Genomic DNA, 25,978 nt, shown 5'->3' on the forward strand with positions numbered 1-25,978 from the left:
AAATTAAATGATGCCGATAATAGACTGTGCAACGGTTAATGCTTTGTCAGCATTGCGCTCTTTAATATGCTGTAGTAATGCCTCATGCAGCTCCTGAGATTCGATAAAGGAAGTTGTATCCTTGTATACGGTCAGGAAAAACTTGCTTACATGTGTCGAAAGGGTTTTGTACAATTCACACAGGATCATATTGCCGCAACTCTCCGCAACAGTTGTATGAAAGTCAATATCGGCCTGTATACAGGCTGCCATCTCCCCCTTAAGGGCATAACGCTTCCGCTCCTTCAGTGCTTTACCCATCTGGCTGAGCTGCGCTGTAGTCCGATGTGTAGCGGCCTTCTCTACCACCTTTATCTCCAGCAATTGCCTTACTTCAAATATCTCTGCGAACTTGGCATGCTCAATTTTTGCATCCAGTGCACCATTACCGGTATGGCTGATTACAAAGGTACCCAGCCCCTGCTGTACAGATACAAAGCCGGACTGTGCCAGGTACTTGATCGCTTCGCGAACAGTGGAGCGCCCTACCCCAAACTTTTTCATCAGTTCGGGCTCTGTAGGCAAGCGGGAGTCGACGGGAAATACACCCCGTTCTATACTATGCTGCAGCGTATCGGCCAGTTCCTGCGCCAGAGATTTTTTTTGTAATTGCATCATACATCATATCATCAGATGTTTGCAAAAGTAATTAAATTAACGGAGTATCCGCTCTTCGGAAACAATAATAAATATTATTACTCTATTGGTCTTCGACTTTATCGATCGAGCCAATGATATTATGAACGCCGGATGTATAAGGCAATTTGGAGCGATCTGTACTTTTACGGATCGCTTATTGTTTTCATCACAGCGATAGCCATTTTGGAGTGGAGATGCGATCGTTGAGCACCGAATGCATCACACGTTAAGCTCAAACGATCAATGCACGCAACGGTACAAAATGGCGGTGCTCCGCAATCGCCTTGATGAGAACAGGCACTTTTGGTCCTTTTGTTGCCGGACAAAAGGACGAATAAAATAGTCAACTATAATTATATGATATCATCGTTTTGTAAAAAACAAAAGCGCCCATGCATTGCATGGGCGCTTTTTATTAAATAAAGAATTTTAGTCTTCTTTTACGGCTTCACCTTTGATGAAGGCCTTGATCCAGTGTGTATCTACAGACTTAGGACGCTCGATAGGGAATCCTAAAGCTCTGTCCCAACATAATCCTGCCAATACACCCAGTGCACGGCTTACACCGAAGATTACGGTGTAGAACTCTTCTTCAATCAGTCCGAAGTGTTTCAGTAATGCACCACTGTGCGCATCAACATTCGGGAATGGATTTTTGATTTTACCGGTAGCACCCAGGATATCCGGAGCTACTTCATATACATTCCAAACGGTTTGTACCATCGGATCTTCCGGACAGTGTGTTTTTGCAAACTCCATCTGTGCTGTGAAACGTGGATCTGTTTTACGCAATACTGCGTGACCGTAACCCGGAACTACTTTACCTTCAGTTAATGTTTTCTTGATATACTCGCTGATCTGGTCTTTGCTAGGCGCATTTGTATCCAGCTCTTTACACATATCTTCGATCCATTTTACTACTTCCTGGTTAGCCAGGCCATGCAGCGGACCAGCCAGGCCGTTCATACCGGATGCAAAACACAGGTAAGGATCAGACAGTGCAGAACCTACCAGGTGCGTTGCGTGTGCAGATACGTTACCACCCTCGTGATCGGCATGGATCGTTAAATACAGGCGCATTAATGCATAGAAACCTTTGTTATCGTAACCCAGCATGTGTGCGAAGTTACCCGCCCAGTCCAGCATTCCGTTAGGTTGGATATGATCGCCGTTTTTATATTTTCTGCGATAGATATACGCTGCAATGCGCGGCAGGCGTGCAATAAGGTTCATACAGTCTTCAAAAATATAAGACCAGTATTCCTTTTTGTTGATGCCGTTTGCGTATTCTTTAGCGAAGATAGATTCTTTCTGTAATGCAGTAATTGCAATAGAGAACTGCGTCATCGGGTGTGTAGAAATCGGTAATTTTTCAATTACATCAAACACATAATTCGGTACATGAGATTTTCTGGCAAATGTTGCAGATAAATGCTCTACATCTTCTTCAGAAGGTAACTCACCGATCAGCATTAAATAAAATAAGCCCTCCGGTAATGGTTCTGTACCACCTGGGGCCTTAGGTAATTTTTCTCTTAATTCCGGGATCGAATAGCCTCTAAAGCGGATACCATCTTCTGCATCAAGTAAAGATGTCTCGGTGATCAGACCGATAATACCTCTCATACCCTGGTAGGCTTGTGCGATAGTGGTTTCTCCTAAAACTTTATTTCCGTGCTCTGCAATAATTTGTTTGATTTCTGCTGCTACTGAATCAGCTTTGACTTTAAACCTGTCTTTTACGAATCCCATATTTAAAATTTATTTTAATATAAAAAGGGCCCATTTTATTATGAGCGGTACAAAGTTAACTAATTAAAACATAAATAAAAACAGCACTTCCCATTTCTTAACAATATCACTAAATTAAAGATCGGATGGCCTGTAACCCCTTCTACACATATATATAAACGCTATCTATACACTTAAAGGTGTGTTGTTGTTTAAAAGAAAAGAGTTGGTTTACCGTATCGGTAAACCAACTCTTTTTTGTACATAATTGTACACAATTATTTAGTAATACTAAAGCGCCTGTACGCCGTACCTTTATTCGTTTCGATACGCATAAAGTAGTTGCCCGCAGGCTGGTTCGTTACATCAATTTCTTGTCGGGAACCACCTGTATACTGCAGATCTTTCTGTACCTGACCCAGTGTATTACATATAGTGATGTTCATGATTTTTATATCTCCGGTTTCAGACAGGACGGTCAGTTTATTTGCCGCCGGAACCGGGAATACTTTCAGATCATTTTTACCGATCTTGCTTTCATGCACACCCAGTGCCATGTCTACAGTTATCATCAGTGCAGTGTCCATAAACCCGCAATCATTCTTCACTTTCAGGCTTACTATATAATCGCCTTCTGCTGCAAATACGTGAGACGGTTCTTGAAGTTGAGAGGTATTGCCGTCGCCGAAATCCCAGTAAAAGCTATCTACGGCCTGTGCATTGATCGGGGCAAAGTCTACCCTGCCCTGCTGTATTTCAAACTTCGGAATGAAGTTGAACCCGTCAGTAGAGGCTTCCAGTCGCGCACCGATAACAATCTCATCTGTAGTAGTGCAGTCATAATCATTGGTTACCGCTACGGTATAGGTACCACCGGTCAGGGTCGTGATAGACTGTGTCTGCGCACCGGTACTCCAGAGATATGTAGCACCCGGATTGCCCGCATCCAGTGTCAGTGGCGTATTGGAGCAGACAATGGTATCGTTTCCGATATTCACCTGTAGTTTAGGATTTACCGTTACATGCACCGTATCACGCTTAACACAACCATTTGGACTGGTCACCTTAACCCAGAACTGGTTCTGCACACCATTTGTTGGAGCCACATCCAATGCTGCCGCGGTACTGTTATCACTCCACTGATAGATATAAGTTGCAGGGTAGGCAGGGCTGGTGGTTAAGGATAAAACATCATCCACACAATAGGTACCATCTGCCACATCAATACTCAGCGAAACGTTGTCTACAATTATCTGTACCGGAATGCGGGTTGTGGCACAACCATTCCTTCTGCCTTCGACATACACAGTTGTGTTGGCAGTGTATACGGGTGAGGTAACATTATTACCTACCCCGATGATTGTACCACCTGTAGGTGCAGACCACCAGACAAGCGAGCCTCCAGTACCGTCTATACTGGCGACTAACTGCAGACTACCGGTACCGCAACGGGAGATGCTGGGTGCTACGGTTACCACAGGCGTTACACATCCGAAATTGGTTGTCAGCTGTCCTCTTGCAGAGGCTGCCGTCACCGATTGGGATTCGAATAGGTAGGTCTTTGCATTCTCACAAAAAATAGTAGGTTGCAAGATCCATTCCATCTCAGTACGTTCATCGACATTCAGGTTTAATCCCATAGCGGGTGTATTCTGAGATACGATCTTTCCGGCCACATATGTACCACCGGTACCGGTACCCAACTGGTTAGTTGTGTTGGTGCCATGTGGTGCTGCGGCACTGGGCACCAACACAAAGTCATTCGTAGTTGCTTCTGTTATGGGCGTCCAGGTAATGCCGCCGTCTTTAGAATAAGCAAGGCTCTGGCCCAGTGGCAAGGAGCCGCTGAGACCGAAGGTGTAATACTCTGTTCGCAGGCGCAGAGATTCATTAAAGTTGGTTTGCGTAACAGGCGTATTGGCTGCGGCCTTCCAGGTGGCTGCTGTTTCACTGCCATTGTTATTGCGCCAGCGGTACTGTGTCTGCTCCAGGCTATTGACCGTGGGTACGGCAAATGCACCGGTACAGACCATAAGTAGTAATGAAAGTAAGTAATATCTTTTCATACTTTTTTAGGGGTGTTTAGAGGGTAAATCAATAATAGAAGAGAGAGTAAATAAAAACAAATGAAAAACAAAGGATACCGGGCATAGAATGTCATGGTATCATTTTTAGAAAGGCTTACCTGCTCCACAAATCCGTTCTCCTCCTTTCTTTTAAGCAGCTCTATACCCATGCTGCTAAAGGCCCCTGAATAGCCAAGGTTACTGTTTACAACAATATCCTTCCGGTTAGCTACTGCGTGCATTCGGGCACTGTAGAAGTGCTGACGCAGCAGGTAATCACTGTTTCCGATCCAGCCGTCATTAGAGATCACCACCAGGAAATCGGCATGCTGTTCTGCTAAACCGTAATAAGCCTTATCGACAAGAGATTCGTTACAGACGGTAATACCCGCACGACCGGCCAGGGTATTAAATATAACGCTATGCTGCCCGGGTCTGATGATCATATCTGCCCCTTTAAGCAAAGGCATAGCACCAATACTTAAGGGCACTTCAGCATAGGCAAGCGGAAACCTTTTATCGTAGCGCTGCACCACGCCATGCATATCTTCCAGGTAATAGGCCGAATTATAAAATTCCGTACCGGCGCCGTCAGTCAGCAGGCCAATGATATGTCCGCTATTTTGACTGCTATCTGCACCCACAATAGCGTTCAGAAAGTCATCATCTTTACGGTAGGTCCATGGTACAACAGCTTCTGTCCATATTTTCAGACCAGCATTTAATTTCGTCGCTTCTGCATTCAGCCGAAGCATCTCCTGTACAGCCTGGTTACCTGTTTGCTCATCCCATTTCTGGTGTACTGGCTGATTGGTATTAATGACCGCTATCCTGGCCTTTTCCGCATCAGCAGGTTCCGGATAGATGAGCAAGGCAGCATAGGATAAGCCCAGAAAAGCCGCGAAGATCAGCACTGTATATCCAAAATATTTCCGATGCGGAGCAAGGAGTGCAAGTGCCAATGCAGCATTGACCCAGGCACAAAAAAAAGAGATAAGTATGCCCCCACCGAAAACGGCCGGTTGAATCAAAAAGTTAGTAGAAACAAGTCCCTTGTATAATGCCGGATGAAACCAGAAAGAGCCGGTAAGAAAGTAGCTGAACAGGAATTCAAAAACAGCCCATGCACTGGCTATACCCAGACTACGCAGCAGGAAACTGTGCCGGTTATTGACAAATTTATAAAGCACTGCTGCTGCAAGCAGCAGCACCAAACCCAGGAGTATGCTGCTCAAAATATAGACACCGGCAGCTACAAACCATTTCCCATTACTGAACTCTGTAACCGAATACAACATCCAGTAACTGGTAAAGAGACTCAGCACACTACCACTTACAAAACCTAATGCCAGTGCTTGTCTGAAGCGTACTTTGTGCATTGCGATAATGAGGGGAACCAGGGCTATGAAGGAGCACAAAGGATTATTCAGGATCACCAGTACGGCCATCAGGATTCCGGACAGTACAGACAATAAAAAGCGTTGCTTCAGGGTACAGGTATGGAGCACTGTTATATTCATAATGTGTTTGAGCCAATTGATGCTATACAGCACAGGTAATATGTATTATCTGACGGGCATACCAATATCACTCAAAATCATCCTGAGCGCTTTTATACAAAAGCAGTAGCATTCTACTCCATAATCAGTTCTCTAATATATCTCATAATTTTTAATTATTTTAATAAAGAGCCGATTTTTTATATTTTAAAAACAGTGTATATACAAGTATAATATTGTGTGTCTTATATGATGAAATAATCTACCACTATGTAAACCTATATATTTCATAAAAGCACAAAACGACTCAGCCCTGATGGCCTGCAAAAGGTAATCAAGGTGCACATGAAGGGCTATAAATATGAATAAAAATGCCGGTCGGGAGCCATACCGGTAAAAAATTAGTTGACTATCCGCATATAGTAACCTATTTTCTTCGTCCTTTTGTCCGGCAACAAAAGGACCAAAAGTGCCTTTGTTTTCATCAGGGCAAAAGGTAGCCATAACAAGAAACGCGAGGAAAAGGTAAGTCTTTGTTTCCTGTAAGCGGATAATCAGTAAAAAATTATTCGAGGTATTCTAATGTAATCAGGACCATACCTGGTTGCTGCACTTCAGCGCCCGCTTCAGAAGGAGCATCTTTGGCCACCTCCCAGATATTATTCGTGATATACTCTTCTGTAACGCCTATTTTAAACAGGCATTCTTTCAGCTGGGCACTGTAATCGTATAACCAGCCATCATCTGTACGCAAGACAAAACTATTCAGTTCGAGACCGGTGATCTTGCCGGAATAAGCTGCCAGTGCACGATTCAGCACCAGGCAGAAACTATCCTGCCGTAAGAGCGCGCTGTCTGCCATATTCAATTGCAGTAAAGCAATTGTCTTCTTATTGGGGACATAGCCTTTGGGCAACATGCGCAACTGAAGTGTATCCATGGCGCCTAAACCATATAGCCTGAAGGTATCGGAAAGTTCATTATAATATCGCTGTGCCGCACTCACCTGGTAGGTTTTACCGGCAGGTAAGGGAAGGTAAAAACTACCATCACCTTTATTACTTCTTAGATTGTACACGACCTGTGTTTCCGGCGCCTGAACAGTAATATCGGCAAGGGTGACTGGTGTGCCACTTTCAAAATCCTTTACAGATCCGCAAAGCATCGCCATTTCTACCGGACGAAAATCTTTGGGCAGATCGGTGGTATAAATATCAAGTCCGCCATAGCCTCCTGGACGATTGGATGCAAAATACATCGTGTCCCCTCTCAGGATCACCGTACCGCAAAGTTCATCATAGTTTGAGTTTGCAGGTGTACCCAGGTTCATGGCCTTAGCCCATTTACCATCGGGTTGCTGGCGGGATACGAACATGTCAAAACCGCCGAAACCACTATGGCCTTTAGACGCAAAATATAATGTCTTGCCATCGGCAGCGATTACCGGAGTGAGCTCATCTTTATCTGTATTAATGCCGGGCCCAAGATTTTCAGGCACCTGCCAGTATCCTTTTTTGAAATAGCTAACCCAGATATCTTTACCACCATACCCGCCTTCTCTGTCACTGACAAAATACAATGCCGTCTCATCAGAAGCAAGTGCCGGCATGCCTTCATATGCCGTGGTATTTATGGTATAGCCAAAAGGACGTGGCACTGACCAGCCAAAGGCTGTAGCATAAGACAGGTACAGATCGCAACCACCCATCTCCCAGCCATTGGGACTACGGTTATCGCACTTTTGATAGATCATGTACTTATCATTAAAGGAGCGTACCTGCGCACATTCAGGAAAAGGAGAATTGAGCGGGAAACCCATATACCGTGCCAGTGTCCAGTCTCCGCAACTATCCAGCGTGCTGATGAAAAAATCTTCATTCAGGCCGTTGCTGCGGCGGGTAAAAATAAGGTCTTTACGCACCCCGGAAAATGAGGGAAAATAATCGTCATCGACACTATTCACACTATCACCTAATAAAGTAACTTTTACATTGTATTTATGATACCCGATCAGGCGGCCAAAATCTATAGAGCGCTGCAGGGCTGCTACCTCTTCTTTCAATTGTGGTTTGGCCTGCGGAGATACGCGATAGCCACGCAGCACGATACCGGCTTTCTCCGCATTACCGGACCGCATCAGCGCATTGGCAAGGGGAATGGCAAATATCTGTGTGCCGCCGGAACAGGATTTGGTGCCGGACTCGAATACATAAGAGGCATCCTGGTACCGGCCCTGGTCGAAATAAAATTTACCTAATATACTATACACCTCCGGTGAATGCGGTGCTGCATTGAGTGCTTTTTTATAGAACTGTTCTGCTTTACGCAAGTTCTTCTCACCCATAAACAGGTTGGCCCTGGTAAGGTAACGATCAGCTGCTGATACACCTGTCTGCGCTATTCCGTAGCGGAAAGGCAACAACAGTAACAGCAATATGAGGGTATACCGCAGCAATATCTGGAGGGTTAAAAGGGTTACAGTTTTCTTCTTTGAATTTCTTTTTTGATCAGTGACAACTCCCGGCCGGTTTGTCCTTTTACTGAAGTATTTTCCTGTACACGACGCATCAGGTAAGGGATTACATCTTTTACCGGACCATAAGGCAGGTATTTAGAGGCATGGTATCCTTCATTGGCCAGGTTGAAGGTCATATTATCACTCATACCAAACAATTGCGCAAAATACACTTTAGGCGTATCGTTTGGCAATTGTTTTTGTTTCATGATATCAGCGGCAATAAGGCAGCTGTCTTCATTATGTGTTCCTATAAATGTAGCGATTTCCTCATGATGATTCAGACAATAGGATACTGCTGCATTATAATCTTTATCAGTAGATGCTTTATCTGGCTGAATGGGGCTCTGGTAGCCCATTTCGATAGCACGGCTTCTTTCTTTTTCCATATAGGCACCGCGTACCAGCTTGGCACCCAGTATATACCCTTTGGCTTTTGCACGCTCATGCGAAACTTTCAGGAAAGCCAGGCGATCGTGGCAATATAACTGGAAGGTGTTGAATACAACAACTTTCCCTTTGTTATAGCGCTCCATCATGGCATCCGTCAGTTCGTCAACCGGTCTTTGTATCCAGGATTCTTCTGCATCTACCAGGATCATGAGATTATGATCATTGGCCACACTGCAGATCGCATCGATACGATCCTGTACTCTCGCATATTCTTTTTCTTCGTCAGCATTCAGAGGTACCTGCGCATGCACTTTTTCAAGCAGGCTGAAACGGGCAAAACCGGTAACTTTTATGGGAATAAAAGGGATATTCTTTTGAGAGGCCGCATATTGTATGGCCTTAATAAATTCCGGAACAGCTTTATCAAATTCAGCCTCTCCCGACTTTCCTTCTACACCATAATCCAGTGCTACGCCTACATTGTACTTAGCCAGCATTTCAGCAGTATTGGCCACTTCCTGCAGGGTCTCGCCACCACAGAACTGTTCAAAAATGGTACGCTTGATCAACCCGGTAATAGGCAGGTTCATCTTTAATGCCGCGCTGGTAAAGGCGATTCCTATACGGGTAAGCGTAGAAGAAGACATCGAGTTGAACAAGAAATTAGCCTGTTTCAGTTGTTTGTCATTTTTGTAGCGGAATGCGATCTCGGTGTTATCGAAAGAAAGAGACATTGAAAATAATAGTTATGTAATCAAAATTTATCCGCAAATATAATCATATAATGGAAAAATGCACCCTACCCTGCTTATTTTACAGGAACGGCAGATACTTTATATGGCAGGCTGCCGTACCTTTGCTTACAAAAATTCCGATCCGTATTCATGAATCCGATCAAACGTATACTGGGACATCTCTATTTCTTTTACGGCATGCTCCTGTTCCTGATCACTATGGTGATCATACTGATCCCTGTCGGCATTGCATTGTTATTTTCCGAACCGAAACGCGCACGGATCATACATCCTACATATAAAATATGGATGAGCATATTCCTGCCGCTGGTTGGCTGCCGGGTAAAAAGAAAAGGAAAAGAATATTTTGAACCCGGCCAGAATTATGTGGTAGTGGTCAACCATAATTCACTCGTAGACATTCCAGTTTCTATGCCCTGGGTGCCCGGACCAAATAAAACACTGGCCAAAATTGAAATGGCCCGCATTCCACTGTTCGGGATCATTTACCGTGCTGGCTCTATACTGGTAGACCGTAAAAAGGAACGCAGCCGCAGTGAGAGCCTTACACAGATGCAGGATACCCTGAAAATGGGGCTGCACCTGACTTTATACCCTGAAGGTACCCGCAACAAAACCGACAAACCACTGCAACCTTTTTATGAAGGGGCATTTATGAATGCCATTGCAGCGCAGAAGCCGGTCATGCCGGGCCTCATCTTCGGCACCGGCGACATACTGCCGCATAATATGAAATTCTGGGCCTGGCCCCACACCATACGATTCGACTTTTTACCCCCGATTAAAACAGAGGGTATGGAACTGAAAGATAAAAAACAGCTGAAAGAGCAGGTGTTCCGTTTAATGGAACAGTATTACATCAATAACCGTTAAGTATGATGAAGATTGTTATCCTGGGTACGGGAAATGTAGCCCGCTTTTTTTTGCAGCAACTTGCAGCTCAAAAAGTTGATGTTGTACAACTGTATAATCACCGGGCAGAAAGCGCCCAGGATCTGAGCATTCAATATGGCATTCCACTCGTTACCGAAACAAATGCGATAAATACAGATGCAGACCTGTATCTGTTCTGTATAAAAGACCAGGCTATTGCCGCCCTGGCTGCAGATATCAAACTTAAGCCAACACAAACGGCTGTACACTGCGCCGGATCTCAATCGCTGGATCTGCTGGCGGCTACCGGCATTAATACCGCTGTAGTATGGCCATTGTACTCAATCAATAAAAATAAGCTACCACAGGAGCGAACTGTGCCCCTGGTTGTGGAAGCATCAAATAATTTTGCTGCGCAGCAGGCTGAAGCCTTTGCCGCACTGATTTCAGACCATATCACCCCTGTAAGCTTTGCACAAAGACAATACCTGCATCTATCCGCGGTGATGGTCAATAATTTTACCAATCATTTACTGGCTATAGGGGCGCAAATCTGCGCAGAACAATCGCTGCCTTATGACCTATTAAAACCGATCATTGCACAAACCTTTATCAGTGCTATGACACAGGACCCGTACAGCTTACAGACTGGTCCGGCGGTGCGTAATGATGTGCGTACTATGGACGTACATGTTCAGCTGCTACAGACCCATCCGGAATGGGAAAGCCTGTACCAGGCGATCAGTAATTCTATTGAAAAAATGTACTCCTGATGGCTTATTATGATTTAAGCAAGGAGGAACGTGCAGTGGTATTCAGCCAGATGACAGAAGTTGTCTTTACGGAAACGAATGCAGGCCAATGGAAGCAGAGTTATGCATACTTTGCCGACCCGGATACGTACATACGCAAAAATGCCTATCTTGCTACAGGCCGGCTGGTACAGGCCGGGACGATATCCAAAAGCCGCGTCATACATATACTGGAAGAACTGTTTAAGGATGAAAACCAATTGGTGCGCCAGACGGTAATTAATGCTGCAGGCGAGATCGGTTGTTTTGATTTTGAAGCGGTAATGCCCTTTTTTGAAAAAGGACTATTCGATCCGCATCACCAGGTGCGTAATGCCGTAATTGGTTCGATCAAAAAGATGGGACAGAAGAACCCGGTGCCGGTACTGGCTTACGCGGAACGATTCCTGGAGCATGAGCAATTTGAGATCAGGCGCGAGATCGTGCATGGTATTGAGTTACGGGGCCGTACACATCCGCAGGACATCCTGCCCTTGCTACGCAGACTGGAGCATGATCAGAAACCCCGTGTACGCAATACACTGGTGCATGTACTGGGACAGATTGCTTATAAAAAGGGATGCCTGGAGACGGTTTGTACAGACCTGAAAATGAACTGGCAAAATAAGGAACTGGTAAACGATGCCCTTGAAGAGATTATTGATGTACATTATCGATACCGTAATTTCACCTGCTATACACAGGACGAAGCCAGGGCATACATTGAACAATATTTTAGTAATTAAAAAGAAGACATGAATATTTTATCACTATTCGAACATATCAAGGTTTTTGTTTTTGACATTGACGGTGTACTGACAGACGGTATGCTGCATGTACAGGAGGATGGCGAATTGCTTCGCCGCATGAATATCAAGGACGGTTACGCATTACAGCTTGCAGTTAAAAAAGGATATCATGTATGGGTTATTTCCGGCGGGCTTTCTACAGCTTCTATGCGCAGATTGAACAATCTGGGTATAGAAGAGGTACATATAGGCGTGAAAGATAAACTGGCCTTGCTAAAAGAGAAGTTAGCCGCGGTTAAGATCGGTCCGGAACAGGTTTTGTTTATGGGTGACGATATGCCGGATATTGCGGCCCTTGAGTATTGCGGACTGGCGACCTGCCCTAACGATGCGGCTGTTGAGGTGGCTAATATTGCTGACTACATTTCTCCGATTAAAGGTGGTGCAGGATGTGTGCGGGATGTCATTGAAAAAGTTTTAAAAATAAATAAACACTGGGAATAAAAAAGAGCACCTTACGGTGCTCTTTTTTATTATTTGAATAACTCAAAACCATATTGAGCATCGGCCCAGAAGGCATCTAAGGCTATAAGCCTTGGTTTAAAGAAAGAGATCAATTTGCTCCAGTCTTCTTTTTTAAAAATGTTTACATCATTAATGGTATAACTAATGCGGCTTACCATGCGCCCATAATCATTTTCAACATCTTCTTCCCACTCCCACTCCTCTTCCAGGTTCATCATTAATAAAGCACGCAGCTGTTTCCATTGCTCAAACATCAATGCACGCATACCTGCATCAGGGTGAGACATTTCAATACTGACGGTTGCTTTCTTACTGGTCGCGTCCGTTTTGAAATGCAATTGCTTGATGCCTGTCTTGTAATTGATCCAGTTTACCCTTAAGCCTTCTGCCGATGGCACTACTGCCATATACTGACCAAAAGTGCGCCAGAACTGCTCTTTTATCGCCGCTGCTTCTTCTCTTGTATACACTCAGTATTTTTTCTGCAAATTAAAAACATTCTCTCCGCAAATATGTCGCCCATGCGAAAAATACGTACCCTTAGCGGCCGATACTTAACGTAGGTTCATTGTAAATGCAAATAAAAAGTTATTACACAATGCAAATGAGCTAACAGATGATAAATATCTTATATTACACTTCCGACCTATACGGTTCGAGTTGTATAAAACCAAATATGAAGAGTATGAGTAAATTAATCATACTGGCTATGTGTATGCCTTTCCTCGCCGCATGTACCAATGAAAGTGAAAAAAACCATGATCTGATGATCAAAAAGTACTTTAAGGCCGCTACCAGCAATGGTATGGACTTTCAGATACGAAGAATTAATACCCATTCCCAAAAGCATACTGCTTATACTTCCTTTATTGAATATCAGTATATCAATAAAGAAGGGCAAACAGTAAAATCTTCTGTTACGATCGAAACGGTAGGCACTAATCAGAATTATATTGTGGTAAACGGAGATTGTATCAGCACAGATCAGCTGGTATATGAAATAAAGAATAATATTGAACCTTCTCCTGCTGTCCTACCCCCTTCCGGAAACAGTCGCCGGGAAATGGATGGTAAGTACATGAAAAACACACCGGAGTATGTTCCTTTCCGCTAACATTTTCTTTGATCAGACCTGCCTAAAAGAAAAAACCTCCTTAGACAAGGAGGAGGTGAGTTGTATAAAAGAGTGTTTACCTACTGCAAATATAAGCTAAGAAGAGTTATTTTTTCAAACCTCTGAACATATAATTGTTTTTTAATATTGTAAATCACCTAAGACCACACAATTTAAACAAAAACGAAAATTATAATAATGTGTTTTTTTCACTAAAAAGTGTAAAATTAGTTCATTTTTGATCTGATATTTGATTTTTATTCCCTTCTTCAAAGCAATTTCCGGCACTACATCACCTTCCACTTTATATTACATAAAAAATAATATTCTATACGGAGAAGTTAAAAATATGCAAAAAAACAATTACCTTTATTGTCCTATATATCATGTATGAAGCGGTTATTTTTTACCACTCTTGCTATTGTAGCAAGTTTTCTATCTTATTGTCAGCCCGTATGTAACGGTTACTGGGGTCAATATCTTGTTAATCAAACATTTGGTGCAGGCAATGCAACCAATAACTGGTACGGCCCTCTGGCCACTTTCGCTCCTGGTGCCAGCACTTCCACAATCTTTGTAGGCGCAGCGGGTCCTCCAACCGGGACTTTGACAGACGGTTATTCCGGTTTGGCTAAAAATCCGAACATAGCAGGTCAGGGTGCTAACTGGGTCAGCAAAACAGACCATACTGGAGACCCTAATGGCCTGATGCTGCTGGTTAATGCTCCATCGACTGCCGCTACGGTATTCTTCGAATATACTATGGACAACCTGTGTCCGAATACAACATTGAAGCTTGGTGTATGGGTATTAAACGTCAATTCCGGCCTGGTTCTGACCAGTACCTGTGGTGCCAGCACACAATATCCCAATATTACACTAAGGGTAGTAGATCCTGTAACCAATGCAGTTATTGCTACATCTAATACAGGAAACGTACCACTTGATACGGCCTGGCATCAATACTCTATTGTATTCAACAATGCCGCAAATACTTCTGTAAAACTGCAGCTGATCAATAACTCCGTAGGTTCTGGCTGTGGTAATGACCTGGCGCTGGATGATATTACGGTACAGCCTTGCGTACCGATATCGCAGGTATTACCTAAACGGGATACCCTTACCTGCTCCAATACTTCTGTAAATATGCAGGCCAATGTGATCAACAGTCCGTACAGCCCGGCTGAATATCAATGGCAGTACAGTTCAGACGGAGGGGCTACCTGGATCAATGCCGGTGCCGCTTCTGGTAATTCTAATTATACTTTTAATACCACCGGTCTTGCTCTGGGACAATACCTGATCCGATACCTGACTGGGGCAACCGGCACTACGGGCAATACAAACTGTATCGCCATCAGTGATACCTCAAAAATCTATGTAGATTCTATTCCGAAAGTAAACCTCGTAGAGACAATCTGTTCGGGCCAGATTATGGATTTCTATGGCAGAATTCTAACGACAAGCGGTATTTATGATACGATAATTCCGGCGGGCGGCATGACCTGCGATACGCTGGTTACGCTTGACCTTACTGTTGCCCAAAGCCCTGACCAGATTATGATGTCCGATACGATTATAGCCTGCCAGTATGATACTGTGGCCATCGAATCGAACACGCTGCCGTACAGCGGTAATTACACATACAACTGGGTTCCGGCTACCAACCTGAGCAATACTACAGATCCTAATATATGGTTCAATGCTGATGCCAGCCGCAGATATGTACTGACCGTTACCAATACTGTCAATAATGTATCATGCAGCATTTCTGATACGATAGACCTGATTGTCAATCCCGGAGATTTCCTGCAATTGCCGATCGTAGATTCCGGAATATGTCCGGGTGATACTGTGCAATTAAGCGCCAGCGGTGCCAGCACATATCATTGGTCGCCGGGCACTTATTTAAGCAATGCAAATATTGCCAATCCGGTAGCCAGAACAGAGACTTCTACTTTATATACACTCATCGGTACAAGTGACAAGGGCTGCCGGGATACCCAAACGGTTTATATCACTGTACATCCTGCTGCGGTGCTGGAATTGCCAGATTTTGTAAATATTTATGCAGGTGAGGTATATAACATGCAACCAGGTACCAATGCTATATATTTCCAGTGGTTCCCTAACTCAGGATTGAACAGTAACAACATCAGCAATCCGCAAATGAGTCCGGAAGTAGATACGCGTTACTTTGTAACCGCACGCACGGAGTATGGCTGCTCAATTACCGATTCGGTTGACTTCCGGGTAAAAGAAACAGTGCTGGATATGCCAAATGCTTTTAACCCGAACAACAGCCGATTCAAAGCGAGCATCCGCGGTATAGCTACTTTAGAGTCGTTTGAAATATATAACAGATGGGGTCAGAAAATTTTTGAAACCAATGATATCAATAAAGGATGGGACGGCTTCTTCAATGGTTCTGCACAACCGAATGGTGTATACATATACCAGATCAATGCTACAACCAGAGAAGGCAAGCGTTTCAAGAAAACGGGTAATGTAACCCTACTGAGGTAAGCAGCATTATTTTAAAATACATGAACAGCGCGCGGAGTTTTGCTCTGCGCGCTGTTCATGTATAATCCTGTATATTATTCAGTTTTTGACAAAAAAGTACACAAAATACCCTTTTAAATGTAAAAAACATGTAAAAGGCCTGTACTATATTTCATTTTCAAATATTATTTCGTTATAATTGTATAAATCGCAACATCACGAAAACACTATTATGGAAAACAATCGTTATTTGTCTTACAATCGTATTGTGAGAAGCAGGAGTAAAGAGAAGACATTAACTCTTTTAATCGCATCAGCAGTTATTATCGCCATAGCCGGAGCATTGCTCCTCAGCTCAGGATTGAAGTAGCACTTATTTATAGCATCAATAAAGCCCCTCAATGAGGGGCTTTATTCGTAAAATAGTCTTTAGTTTAGAAGATAATAGCTGTAGCATTTGCCGTGGACGTAGCCTGGGCCCAGGCAGCTGAAAAATAAGCACCCGGCGGCAGGCATGGCGGCGTGGGTTGCCCCATTGTATTGGAGCTCATGTAACCTAATCCAACACTACAGGAAGCGAGCCCGGTGCCACCAGACATATATATAATTTTGATTGAACTAATATCAAAACCGGCCAGGGAAGTGAAAGTTGAAATACCCGGCGGTATGGTAGCGATAGCACCGTAGCCTGTCATAGTGGCTTCGTAGGTGCAAGCTGTAAGATTGTTGACCGTCAGGACGTTGGCTTGTGCCATACCGGCTGTTCCCAGCAGGGCGCATGTACCCAATAATAGTTTTTTCATGAAATTATTGTTTAAAGAGTAAATAATACTCAAATATAGGAATAAATAAAACGAAAACGGAGGATTAAAATTGAGTAATTTTGATCTTTAAATATTGATAATCAATACAATATCCCTTTATATATATGTTACTACAGTCCATAAAATATACCTTGTTGTTATGCTTCCTACCTATCTGTATCCATGCCCAGCAGACTGGTTTGGATACAGATGTTCCTGATCCGGGATACTGGCAATTTTCTGCCGGTGATACCGCAATCATTTTTGCAGACATGGCGTATATCCGCAACAGTCCGGGATTAGAAGGCTCTATGGTAAGCGATTCTCTGCAGGCCGGTACAAAGGCGGTAATTGTGGATGAGGCTTTGAGCAGTAGTACTATAAAGGGTTTTCGGGCACCCTGGCAGGAGATCCGCTACCGTAAAGGCGGGCAGGAAAAGCATGGTTATATATGGCTCGGGCTTCTTGCTATAGGTCACACTACGATAGATAATGGACAGATCTGCCTATATGGTTTTGACCGGTATATTCCGGTACAGGGAGATCATTATGCGTCCTTTAGCTGCGCAGTAAAACTGATCGGTCCGCAGCAGCAAATTGTCGCCAGACATCCCTTCTCCTTTGGCTATACCGAACAAAGTGCCACTGAAATAAAAGGCTTGAATGGTATGGGACTAAAAGGCCTGCGCAATATTATATGGATCGGTTTCCTGGGCGAGGCTTGCGCCATATCTTCTGATTACTTTTACTTCGGCTGGAACGGAAGTACCTTTATTCCCCTGCCGGGAGCCTACCGGGTGAGCGATGCGGGTGTGTTCTACCATAGCGAGCAAATGCTCTTTCCTTCAGAGCATAAAAAGGCGGCCAATATCATCTATAAAATGATCGAAGAAGGGGTATCCATTGAAGAAGGTGAAGGCAAGGAGATGCTGTACAAAATCAAGAAAAAGAAAGAAACCTACCTGTGGAACGGCAAATGGTATGTGAAAGTAAAAGGGTCAAAATAACAGGTTACGTTTGTTTCCGGCATAAAAAAAAGCGCTTCAGCATTAATGCTAAAACGCTTGCCTCTATTAGCGTGGTCCCACTCGGGCTTGAACCAAGGACCCTCTGATTATGAGTCAGATGCTCTAACCAACTGAGCTATAGGACCAGACAGCTGCAAGAGCTGTACTAAAGGATTGCAAAGATAATGAAAATTATTTCTCTGCAAAATTTAAAGACAAAATTTCAAAAATTCAACCAAAAACCTATATTTGCTTCTATATTACTTAATCATCAAAATATAATTACAATGTCTGAACAACAAAATCAAGACCAGGGAATCAATATTGAACTGACAGACGAGCAAGCGAACGGTACTTACTCTAACTTAGCAATCATCACTCACTCTTACTCTGAGTTCGTAATGGACTTTATCAGCGTAATGCCGGGTATGCCTAAAGCTAAAGTTAACTCTCGTATTGTTATGACTCCGCACAACGCGAAACGTCTGATGAGAGCACTGATCGATAACATTAAACGTTACGAAACCCAAAATGGTCTGATCAAAGACGAACAAGATGGTGGTGTGCCAATGAACCTGGGTGGAACAACTGGTGAAGCTTAATTTCAACATTAACATGTATATCAAAGAGCTGCTGTTTTACAGTGGCTCTTTTTTATTCCCGGCCGCGTTTCGCGAAACGTAAAATAAATCGTAATTTTGCACAACATTTAATCATTCCATTTAGGCCAAGCCTTTTCTTCGACAATGACGGAAAAAATTTTAATCCTTGATTTCGGCTCTCAGTACACTCAACTGATTGCCCGTGCCATTCGTGAACTGAATGTGTATTGTGAGATCGTTCCATGCTTAAAACCAATAGAGATCACTCCGGATATTAAAGGAATTATCCTTTCCGGCAGCCCTTTCTCTGTTAATGACCCGAATGCTCCTAAACCGGATATCAGCCAGTGGAGTAATCAGGTGCCGGTATTGGGTGTATGTTACGGCGCACAGCTTATTGCACAGCAAAACGGTGGCCTGGTTGCGAAATCAAACAGTCGTGAGTACGGAAGAGCGCATCTGGTGATGGAAAATCAGGAATGTTTCCTGAGTAATATCAGTGAAGGTTCTCAGGTTTGGATGAGCCATAGCGACAGTATCAAAGAACTGCCTGAAGGTTTTACCCTGCTGGCGAAAACAAACAGTATCCCCGTAGCGGCTTACCGCGTAGATAAATATGCACAACCGGTATATGGTATCCAGTTCCACCCGGAAGTGACCCACAGTACAGAAGGCCGCAAAATGATCAAAAACTTTGTGGTTGATGTATGTAAATGCAGCCAGTCCTGGACTCCTGCAGCTTATGTTGAAGAAACCATTGCTAATCTGAAAGCCCAACTGGGCGACAGCAAAGTGGTTATGGCACTGAGCGGTGGTGTAGACTCTACCGTTGCAGCTACCCTGATCCACAGAGCGATCGGCGATAAACTGTATTGTATTTTCGTAGACAATGGTCTGCTGAGAAAGAATGAATATGAAGATGTACTGGAAAGCTACAAGGTATTAGGCCTGAACGTTAAAGGTATTGACGCTAAAGACCGCTTCTACAGCAAACTGGATGGCGTAAGCGATCCGGAAGGCAAGCGTAAGATCATCGGTGGCTTATTCATCGACATCTTCCAGGAAGAAGCACATCATTTAGAAGATGTATCCTTCCTTGGTCAGGGTACTATCTACCCTGATGTTATTGAATCAGTATCCGTTAACGGTCCATCTGTAACCATCAAATCACACCACAATGTGGGTGGCTTGCCGGAAAAAATGAACCTGAAACTGGTTGAACCACTGCGTTTCCTGTTTAAAGATGAAGTACGCCGCGTGGGTAAAGAACTGGGTATCCAGGCTTCTTTCCTGGAGCGTCATCCTTTCCCTGGTCCGGGTCTCGGTATCCGTATCCTGGGTGCTGTAACTCCTGAAAAAGTACAGATGCTGCAGGATGCTGATGACATCTATGTAAAACTGCTGAAATCGACCGGCGAATATAATAATGTATGGCAGGCAGGCACCATCCTGTTACCGGTACAGAGTGTAGGTGTTATGGGCGATGAGCGTACTTACGAATTTACAGTTGCCCTGCGTGCAGTGACTTCTGTAGATGGTATGACCGCTGACTGGGCACACCTTCCTTACGATTTCCTGGCTAAGGTATCTAACGATATCATCAACAATGTAAGAGGTATCAACCGTGTGGTATACGACATCAGCTCTAAGCCACCGGCTACCATTGAATGGGAATAATCCGATTATTAAATCATATTTTTGAAAGCCATTATTGTATAATGGCTTTTTTATTGTAATTGAACATGAAATTATTATTTGCTGCGAACCGTTTTCCCTACCCTCCTTACCGGGGTGATAAGCTGAAAATATATAACCTGGCCAAAAGAATCGGCCGGCAGCATGAGATACACCTGCTTACGTTCCTGGAAGATGAAAGCGATCTGCAATACCTTCCGGAACTGGAAAAAATATTTAAAACGGTGCAACTGGTACGCCTTCCAAAAGCGAAAAGCTATGGTAATGTACTGAAGGCAATTGCGGGCAATACACCATTCCAGGTTGCCTATTTCGAATCGGCAGCCATGCACGGTAAAATAGCTGAACTCTTGCAACAGCACCAGTTTGATGCTATACATGTACAGCACCTGAGAATGGCACAGTACTTTGCAGCGTATCCGAATGTACCCCGTATACTGGACCTGCCTGATGCCTACTCTCTGTACTGGAAACGCAGGATAGAAGCCACTTCTGGTATTAAGAAAATTTTTAACCGCATAGAATATAACCGTGTGCGCCGCTACGAACCGGTGCTGAACCGCTTTGAGCTGACACTGGTTTGTTCCCGTGAAGACCAGTCCTGGCTGATCAATGAGCAGCATATAAGTAATGTACACATCCTGCCCAATGGCGTAGATACTTCTACATTCTACAATGAGGCGCATGATTATACCCAGGATAAGATTGTACTCTTTACCGGCAACATGGATTATGCTCCGAATGTAGATGCCGTACAGTACTTTGCAAAAGACATCTTCCCTACCCTGCAGGAACGCCATCCGGGACTGCGTTTCATCATCGCCGGACAAAGGCCGGTCGATGCCGTAAAAGCACTGGAAAGCGAGCACATCAGCGTGACCGGCTTTGTGAAAGATCTGAAAGAGGTATACAAAACTGCAGCTATCGTAACTGCCCCGCTGCGCTTCGGAGCCGGTACGCAGAATAAGGTGCTGGAGGCTATGGCTATGGCCGTACCGGTAGTGAGTATGAATGTGGGCTTCCAGGGATTGAACATTGACTCCGGAGAAGGGGTCATCCTCGCAACTGATACAACTGCATTTATAGAGGCCTGCGATCAGCTGCTGAAAGACCGTTCCTATCGTGAAAAAGTAGGCAGAGCGGGCAAAAGCGTTATTGATACTCAGTTTGACTGGGATGTGGTGAGTAAAAAACTTGAAGATTATTTCACACAGATTAGTAGAAAAAATTAGGCAAAAAGCATAGTTTAGCGGTTTATTGTAAACCCCTGAACAAATGAATAAATACATCAGCATTATGGCCACAGGTATGCTGTGCCTGGGCCTGTCTTTGACCGCTGCTGCACAGCAGAAATCAGTACTGACGCAGATATCAAATCCTGGAAGAGTATTTCCCAGTGCAGACCTGGAATCATACAAACCACAACTGGAGCAGCAATTTGGTACTGAGAAAGCCGCAATAATCCTGAGCCGGGTAACCCAGAAAGGATGGCCGGAAGCTATTAATACCATTGAAGAGCGCCTGGAAGATCGTGCACAGAATACCATAAAGAAATTCAAGGTAAGAACAGTTGCCATGATCAATAGCAATTATTGCCTTGTATCCGTGAGTCCTGCAGACAATCCTGGTCTGGATGATGCATACTATTTATCATCCGGCGAGCCGTTTTATATGTTAGTGGGTAAGGACGGCATCAAAAATCCGGTTGCCCCACCACTGGCAAAAGCAAAGCCTGCCGGCGCCACTCCGGCTAAAAGTGCCAAAACACAGAAAGCAAAATAGCAGAAAGAGCAACCCAGGGTTGCTCTTTCTGCTATTTACACCCTGCCGCTACCTGCATATTATTTTATGATGATCGCTAGGAAAAGCTGATTTTAATATATACTTTAGTACTAATATCAATCCTAAAAACATATGAAACAATTTATTACTTTTTTAAGCACATTATTGCTCCTGCTCTGCCTACATATTCCGGGCAATGCGCAGCAATCAGTCGTTACACAGATTTCAGATCCGGGAAAGCTGTATTCTACCTTTAACCTGAAAGATTACAAAGCACAGCTGGAACAGCAATTCGGCGTTTCCAAAGCCGCTGAAATGATTAAGTACGGGCGCGAAGAAGCCTGGCCGGAAGGCTTAAATACTTTCGACAAACGTATGGAAGACCCATCGCAGGAGGCCCTGAAAAAGTACAAGGTGAGAACTGTGGTGGCACTGAACAGCAACCAGATTATGATCTCTGTAAACCCTTCTGAAAATAGTTTTATCTCTAGCAGGTACCTCTTGTCGGGACAGACTTTCTACATCATAATCGGCAAAGAAGGACTGAAGAATACCACTGCACCACAACTGAAAGAGGCTGCATCTACAGAATCGGATGCAACAAACAGGGTAAAACAATTATTAAAATCCAGGTAAAATACAAAAGGGGTAACATTACGTTACCCCTTTCATTTTCATCATCAATAAAGATAGATTAACCCTTCACCAGCTCTGTATTGATTACGATTTCAACGGTATTACCTACAGCTGAGATACCGCTTGGTAATTTATCATTGTACGACAGGTGAAAATCCTGACGATTTATCTTTGCTTTTGCTGTAAATCCAGCTCTGGTTTTACCCCATGGATCGGTGATGATACCACCGTTCTGCAGCACATCAAAAGTTACTCTCTTCGTTACATCTTTGATTGTCAGATCAGCCACCAGCTTATACTGGTTACCTTTTACTTTTGTAAACGAAACCGATTTCAGAGACATGGTACCATATTTGGCAGCATCAAAGAAATCAGGTGATTTCAGGTGGCCATCACGGGCTTCGATACGGGTATCGATGCTGTTTACATCAATAGAAAAGTTAATTGCTGCACCATTAAAATCTTTATCTGTTTTTGCATCTACAGCACCATTTACTTTAGTAAATTCACCATCAACGAAGCTGATACCTAAGTGCTCTACAGAAAAGCGGGCATTGGTATGTGCCGGATCAGCAGACCATTTAACCTGTGCGAAAGTAGTACCTGCCATCATAAGGGCAGCGGCCAGTAATTGAAATCCTTTTTTCATATTATTTTTCTTTTTTTGTTTTTTTGAATAGTGCAAAGTACGGACGTCTGAGCGGGTAAAAACTTGATGTATGATAAGTTTTTAGACCTTTTTTATTTCTATTCCAAATGATTATGCTGTAATTTGCTGCATGTCCCGGTTACTCTATCAAAGCTTTCTGCAACATATTTCTTTATCGGAAGAGGATTTCCTGCATATCCTCCGGCACTTTCATCCCAGGACGATCAAAAAGAAAACCTTGTTCCTCCGGGAAGGTATGACCACAACTACCATTGCTTTTATCCTGAAAGGAACTGTACGCGCCTATTATCTGAGTGATGCCGGTATCGAACAGGTAAACCAGCTGGCCCTGGAGCAACACTGGATCGGCGACCTGTATGCCTTTCTGAAATCTGAACCGGCACGACAGTATATAGAAGCACTGGAAGATACCGAAATACTGGCAGTAAACGGACATGATTTAGAGCAGCTATATACTGAATATCCGCAGCTGGAACGCTATTTCCGCATCCTGTTTCAGAATGCCTACATCCATACGCAACAGAGATTAAATGCCTCACTACATGTACCCGCAATAGAGCGATACCGGCAACTGATCGAACGCAATCCGGCCATTGGCCTGCGCGTACCATTAATCCATATAGCGTCTTACCTGGGTATAACCCCGGAGAGCCTGAGCCGCATTAGGAAACAACTGGCACAAGTATAAAACAAAAGCGACCGGAATTATCCGGTCGCTTTTAAATATGTTATTGGTATCAGGATACAGCAACTTCTTCATTGATATGTGCTTCACTAATGATCTCCTGCTCCTGCATTGCTTTCTGCTTCAGTTGCTCTTCTTCGTATATACGATATTTATCACTGTTCATGCGGCTGCCGTCATGGCTATAGCCTGGTTTGTCGAAGAGATAACCCCAGCGCTCTTTCCAGCTCAGACCCGGTTGGGTAACATCTTTATACATCTGTATAAATTCATGAAACACGATTGTTACTGCATTTGGTTTCACCAGGTTCTCCGTCAGTCCGTAACGGATGGGTTCATACTCTTCTGTGGTCAGCTCTTTCTGGAAAGTACCAAACATGCGATCCCAGATAATCAGGAACATACCCATATTGCGATCCAGGTACTTGGCATTAGAGGCATGGTGCACACGGTGGTGTGAAGGTGTTACAAAAATATATTCCAGCGGCCCCAGTTTGCCAATTGCTTTGGTATGTACCAAGGTGCCCCAGATCTGTGTTGCAGAGAAAATAAATAAGATATCTAATGGCTCATAACCCAGAAAGGCGATGGGCAGGAAATACACAAAGCGATACAATGGTTCGAATACAGAAGAACGGAAACCTACGGAAATATTATAATGCTCGGCACTGTGATGGGTCACATGTGTAGCCCAGAAGAATCGTATAAAATGGTCGTTGCGATGCAACCAGTAGAACATAAAGTCCTGCAGGAGTATAAGACTAACCCAATACATCCAGCCCTTGTGTTCGAATCCGAAAAAGGCATGCTGGAAACACCAGTTGTACGCCCATAGGGCAACAAGGCGGAAAGCAGCATCGATCAGGAAACAAAGGAAAGAAAGGTAAGCACTCTGAATGGTCTCCCTTACTGTATAGAACTTCTGCTTACGGACGTTAGACAGAATTAGTTCTGCACCGATCACGATCGCATATAGCGGTATTTGTGATAATAGTAATACCTGTTCTCTTAAATTAGTTATCATAATCTCAGAAGGATTAGCGCGGGCACTGCTGCACTCTAAAAACGCTGCAAATTAGCTAACTTTGCGCAATTCTGCGATTTTTTGGCGGAGTTTAACGATACGCATACAAAACAATGAGATTAACATCCCTCAATTTCAAATCTGTAATCACTACTGTACTTGCTTTCATATGCTTTACCAGTGTGTATGCACAGAGCCACACTACAGCAGGAGCAGATACGATAAGAAGTACACCCGATGTGATGCCTAAAGCACCATATGACTGGAGTCGATATTTAGCTAAAAATCTTCGCTACCCAAAAGTAGCCCGGGAGGATGGCATACAGGGAAAAGTATATATATCATTTGTTGTAGAAAGAGATGGCAGTATAACTAATGTGGTAGCCACCCAGGGGGGCGAAATCGGTGGTGGTATACCAGAAGAAGCCATAAGGGTTGTACAATCTATGCCCAAATGGGAACCAGGCATGCAGGATGGCGTAACAGTTCGTTGCTATTTTACCGTCCCTCTTAATTTCATGCTGCAAACCAAGGAGAGTACTGTATACATGCCTGATAAAGTACACTCCAAACCAATACCCATGTTCAATATCGCTGCATATCTGCAAAAGAATATGCAATATCCTGGCGCTGCAATTAAAGACAACCTTGAAGGTGTGGTGTATGTAATATGCACGATAAATGAAAAAGGGATTCTGGAGCAACCAGTAATTTTCCATAAAGAAGAAGCCAATCCGAAAATGAAAATACTTGAAGAGGAGGCATTAAGACTGGTACGCAGTATGCCTTCTTGGCTGCCCGCCAAAATCCGGCAAGCACCAGTAAAGTGCTACACCTTAATTCCCGTTACTTTTACATTACCCAGAAAATAAATACTTGT

Annotated in this window: 24 protein-coding genes and 1 tRNA gene; 14 read left to right on the top strand and 11 right to left on the bottom strand. The window is 43.8% G+C overall.

The features are described from left to right. Nucleotides 1-3 precede the first annotated feature (3 nt). The 6 genes from EMP01_RS11005 to EMP01_RS11030 form a co-directional block, all read right to left on the bottom strand. On the bottom strand, nt 4-657 hold the full coding sequence (locus EMP01_RS11005; protein WP_129021567.1) for a FadR/GntR family transcriptional regulator: 654 nt from the start codon (nt 655-657) through the stop codon (nt 4-6). Between the two features lie 450 nt (nt 658-1,107). After that, nucleotides 1,108-2,430 carry a citrate (Si)-synthase, eukaryotic gene (locus tag EMP01_RS11010; protein ID WP_129021568.1) on the bottom strand — a complete coding sequence of 441 codons (1,323 nt, stop codon included), beginning with the start codon at nt 2,428-2,430 and terminating at the stop codon, nt 1,108-1,110. Nucleotides 2,431-2,687: 257 nt separating this feature from the next. Continuing rightward, nucleotides 2,688-4,475, bottom strand: coding sequence for an Ig-like domain-containing protein (locus EMP01_RS11015; protein ID WP_129021569.1), 1,788 nt, complete (start codon nt 4,473-4,475; stop codon nt 2,688-2,690). Further along, nucleotides 4,472-5,995, bottom strand: coding sequence for an apolipoprotein N-acyltransferase (gene lnt, locus EMP01_RS11020; RefSeq protein WP_129021570.1), 1,524 nt, complete (start codon nt 5,993-5,995; stop codon nt 4,472-4,474). The genes EMP01_RS11015 and lnt overlap by 4 nt, the downstream gene beginning before the upstream one ends. Before the next feature lie 544 nt (nt 5,996-6,539). Beyond that, nucleotides 6,540-8,429 (bottom strand): tetratricopeptide repeat protein, encoded by a 1,890-nt coding sequence (locus tag EMP01_RS11025; RefSeq protein ID WP_129021571.1) that lies wholly within the window; start codon nt 8,427-8,429, stop codon nt 6,540-6,542. 20 nt (nt 8,430-8,449) lie between these two features. Beyond that, nucleotides 8,450-9,616 carry a proline dehydrogenase family protein gene (locus EMP01_RS11030; RefSeq protein ID WP_129021572.1) on the bottom strand — a complete coding sequence of 389 codons (1,167 nt, stop codon included), beginning with the start codon at nt 9,614-9,616 and terminating at the stop codon, nt 8,450-8,452. 150 nt (nt 9,617-9,766) lie between these two features. On the opposite strand from EMP01_RS11030, the gene EMP01_RS11035 reads away from it, so the two are divergent. From EMP01_RS11035 to EMP01_RS11050, 4 genes are read left to right on the top strand one after another with little or no spacing between them, the layout of a single operon-like run. Then, a complete protein-coding gene (locus EMP01_RS11035) occupies nt 9,767-10,510 on the top strand; it encodes a lysophospholipid acyltransferase family protein (RefSeq protein ID WP_129021573.1) in 744 nt (247 codons plus the stop codon). 2 nt (nt 10,511-10,512) lie between these two features. Continuing rightward, entirely contained in the window at nt 10,513-11,283 is a 771-nt protein-coding gene (locus tag EMP01_RS11040) for a Rossmann-like and DUF2520 domain-containing protein (protein ID WP_129021574.1), read from the top strand. Further along, nucleotides 11,283-12,047, top strand: coding sequence for a HEAT repeat domain-containing protein (locus tag EMP01_RS11045; RefSeq protein WP_129021575.1), 765 nt, complete (start codon nt 11,283-11,285; stop codon nt 12,045-12,047). Before EMP01_RS11040 ends, EMP01_RS11045 begins: the two co-directional genes overlap by 1 nt. A 9-nt stretch (nt 12,048-12,056) precedes the next feature. Then, nucleotides 12,057-12,554, top strand: a complete 498-nt coding sequence (locus EMP01_RS11050; RefSeq protein WP_129021576.1) for a KdsC family phosphatase — start codon at nt 12,057-12,059, stop codon at nt 12,552-12,554. Nucleotides 12,555-12,583: 29 nt separating this feature from the next. Here the strand turns inward: EMP01_RS11050 and EMP01_RS11055 are convergent, their stop codons facing one another. Next, nucleotides 12,584-13,045 carry a DUF4268 domain-containing protein gene (locus EMP01_RS11055; RefSeq protein ID WP_202616055.1) on the bottom strand — a complete coding sequence of 154 codons (462 nt, stop codon included), beginning with the start codon at nt 13,043-13,045 and terminating at the stop codon, nt 12,584-12,586. 215 nt (nt 13,046-13,260) lie between these two features. Here EMP01_RS11055 and EMP01_RS11060 point away from each other — a divergent pair, with 215 nt between their 5' ends. Next, entirely contained in the window at nt 13,261-13,689 is a 429-nt protein-coding gene (locus EMP01_RS11060; protein WP_129021577.1) for a hypothetical protein, read from the top strand. A 390-nt stretch (nt 13,690-14,079) separates the two neighbouring features. Further along, nucleotides 14,080-16,215, top strand: coding sequence for a T9SS type B sorting domain-containing protein (locus tag EMP01_RS11065; RefSeq protein ID WP_129021578.1), 2,136 nt, complete (start codon nt 14,080-14,082; stop codon nt 16,213-16,215). Nucleotides 16,216-16,628: 413 nt separating this feature from the next. On the opposite strand, the gene EMP01_RS11070 is transcribed toward EMP01_RS11065, so the two are convergent. Further along, on the bottom strand, nt 16,629-17,030 hold the full coding sequence (locus EMP01_RS11070; RefSeq protein ID WP_129021579.1) for a hypothetical protein: 402 nt from the start codon (nt 17,028-17,030) through the stop codon (nt 16,629-16,631). A 92-nt stretch (nt 17,031-17,122) separates the two neighbouring features. Here EMP01_RS11070 and EMP01_RS11075 point away from each other — a divergent pair, with 92 nt between their 5' ends. Next, nucleotides 17,123-18,004: a hypothetical protein gene (locus EMP01_RS11075; RefSeq protein ID WP_129021580.1), complete on the top strand. Its 882-nt coding sequence runs from the start codon at nt 17,123-17,125 to the stop codon at nt 18,002-18,004. 72 nt (nt 18,005-18,076) lie between these two features. Here EMP01_RS11075 and EMP01_RS11080 read toward each other — a convergent pair. Continuing rightward, a tRNA-Ile gene (locus tag EMP01_RS11080) sits at nt 18,077-18,150 on the bottom strand. Nucleotides 18,151-18,189: 39 nt separating this feature from the next. On the opposite strand from EMP01_RS11080, the gene EMP01_RS11085 reads away from it, so the two are divergent. From EMP01_RS11085 to EMP01_RS11105, 5 genes are all read left to right on the top strand, one after another. Then, nucleotides 18,190-18,606 (top strand): DUF3467 domain-containing protein, encoded by a 417-nt coding sequence (locus tag EMP01_RS11085; RefSeq protein ID WP_237559523.1) that lies wholly within the window; start codon nt 18,190-18,192, stop codon nt 18,604-18,606. A 144-nt stretch (nt 18,607-18,750) separates the two neighbouring features. After that, complete coding sequence (guaA, locus tag EMP01_RS11090; RefSeq protein WP_129021583.1) at nt 18,751-20,283, top strand: glutamine-hydrolyzing GMP synthase; 1,533 nt, start codon at nt 18,751-18,753, stop codon at nt 20,281-20,283. A 65-nt stretch (nt 20,284-20,348) separates the two neighbouring features. Next, complete coding sequence (locus EMP01_RS11095) at nt 20,349-21,533, top strand: glycosyltransferase (RefSeq protein WP_129021585.1); 1,185 nt, start codon at nt 20,349-20,351, stop codon at nt 21,531-21,533. Between the two features lie 43 nt (nt 21,534-21,576). Continuing rightward, nucleotides 21,577-22,083, top strand: a complete 507-nt coding sequence (locus EMP01_RS11100) for a hypothetical protein (RefSeq protein ID WP_129021586.1) — start codon at nt 21,577-21,579, stop codon at nt 22,081-22,083. Between the two features lie 132 nt (nt 22,084-22,215). Beyond that, nucleotides 22,216-22,719, top strand: coding sequence for a hypothetical protein (locus EMP01_RS11105; protein WP_129021588.1), 504 nt, complete (start codon nt 22,216-22,218; stop codon nt 22,717-22,719). A 58-nt stretch (nt 22,720-22,777) separates the two neighbouring features. On the opposite strand, the gene EMP01_RS11110 is transcribed toward EMP01_RS11105, so the two are convergent. Then, on the bottom strand, nt 22,778-23,368 hold the full coding sequence (locus EMP01_RS11110) for a YceI family protein (protein ID WP_129021589.1): 591 nt from the start codon (nt 23,366-23,368) through the stop codon (nt 22,778-22,780). A gap of 130 nt (nt 23,369-23,498) precedes the next feature. Here EMP01_RS11110 and EMP01_RS11115 point away from each other — a divergent pair, with 130 nt between their 5' ends. Further along, nucleotides 23,499-24,077, top strand: a complete 579-nt coding sequence (locus tag EMP01_RS11115; protein WP_129021590.1) for a Crp/Fnr family transcriptional regulator — start codon at nt 23,499-23,501, stop codon at nt 24,075-24,077. Nucleotides 24,078-24,126: 49 nt separating this feature from the next. Here the strand turns inward: EMP01_RS11115 and EMP01_RS11120 are convergent, their stop codons facing one another. Next, complete coding sequence (locus EMP01_RS11120) at nt 24,127-25,098, bottom strand: sterol desaturase family protein (RefSeq protein WP_129021592.1); 972 nt, start codon at nt 25,096-25,098, stop codon at nt 24,127-24,129. 113 nt (nt 25,099-25,211) lie between these two features. Here EMP01_RS11120 and EMP01_RS11125 point away from each other — a divergent pair, with 113 nt between their 5' ends. After that, nucleotides 25,212-25,970: an energy transducer TonB gene (locus EMP01_RS11125; protein WP_129021593.1), complete on the top strand. Its 759-nt coding sequence runs from the start codon at nt 25,212-25,214 to the stop codon at nt 25,968-25,970. Nucleotides 25,971-25,978: the final 8 nt, after the last annotated feature.

Origin of the sequence: Edaphocola flava, assembly GCF_004118155.1 — a bacterium.
In the GTDB taxonomy this organism is placed as follows: domain Bacteria; phylum Bacteroidota; class Bacteroidia; order Chitinophagales; family Chitinophagaceae; genus Edaphocola; species Edaphocola flava.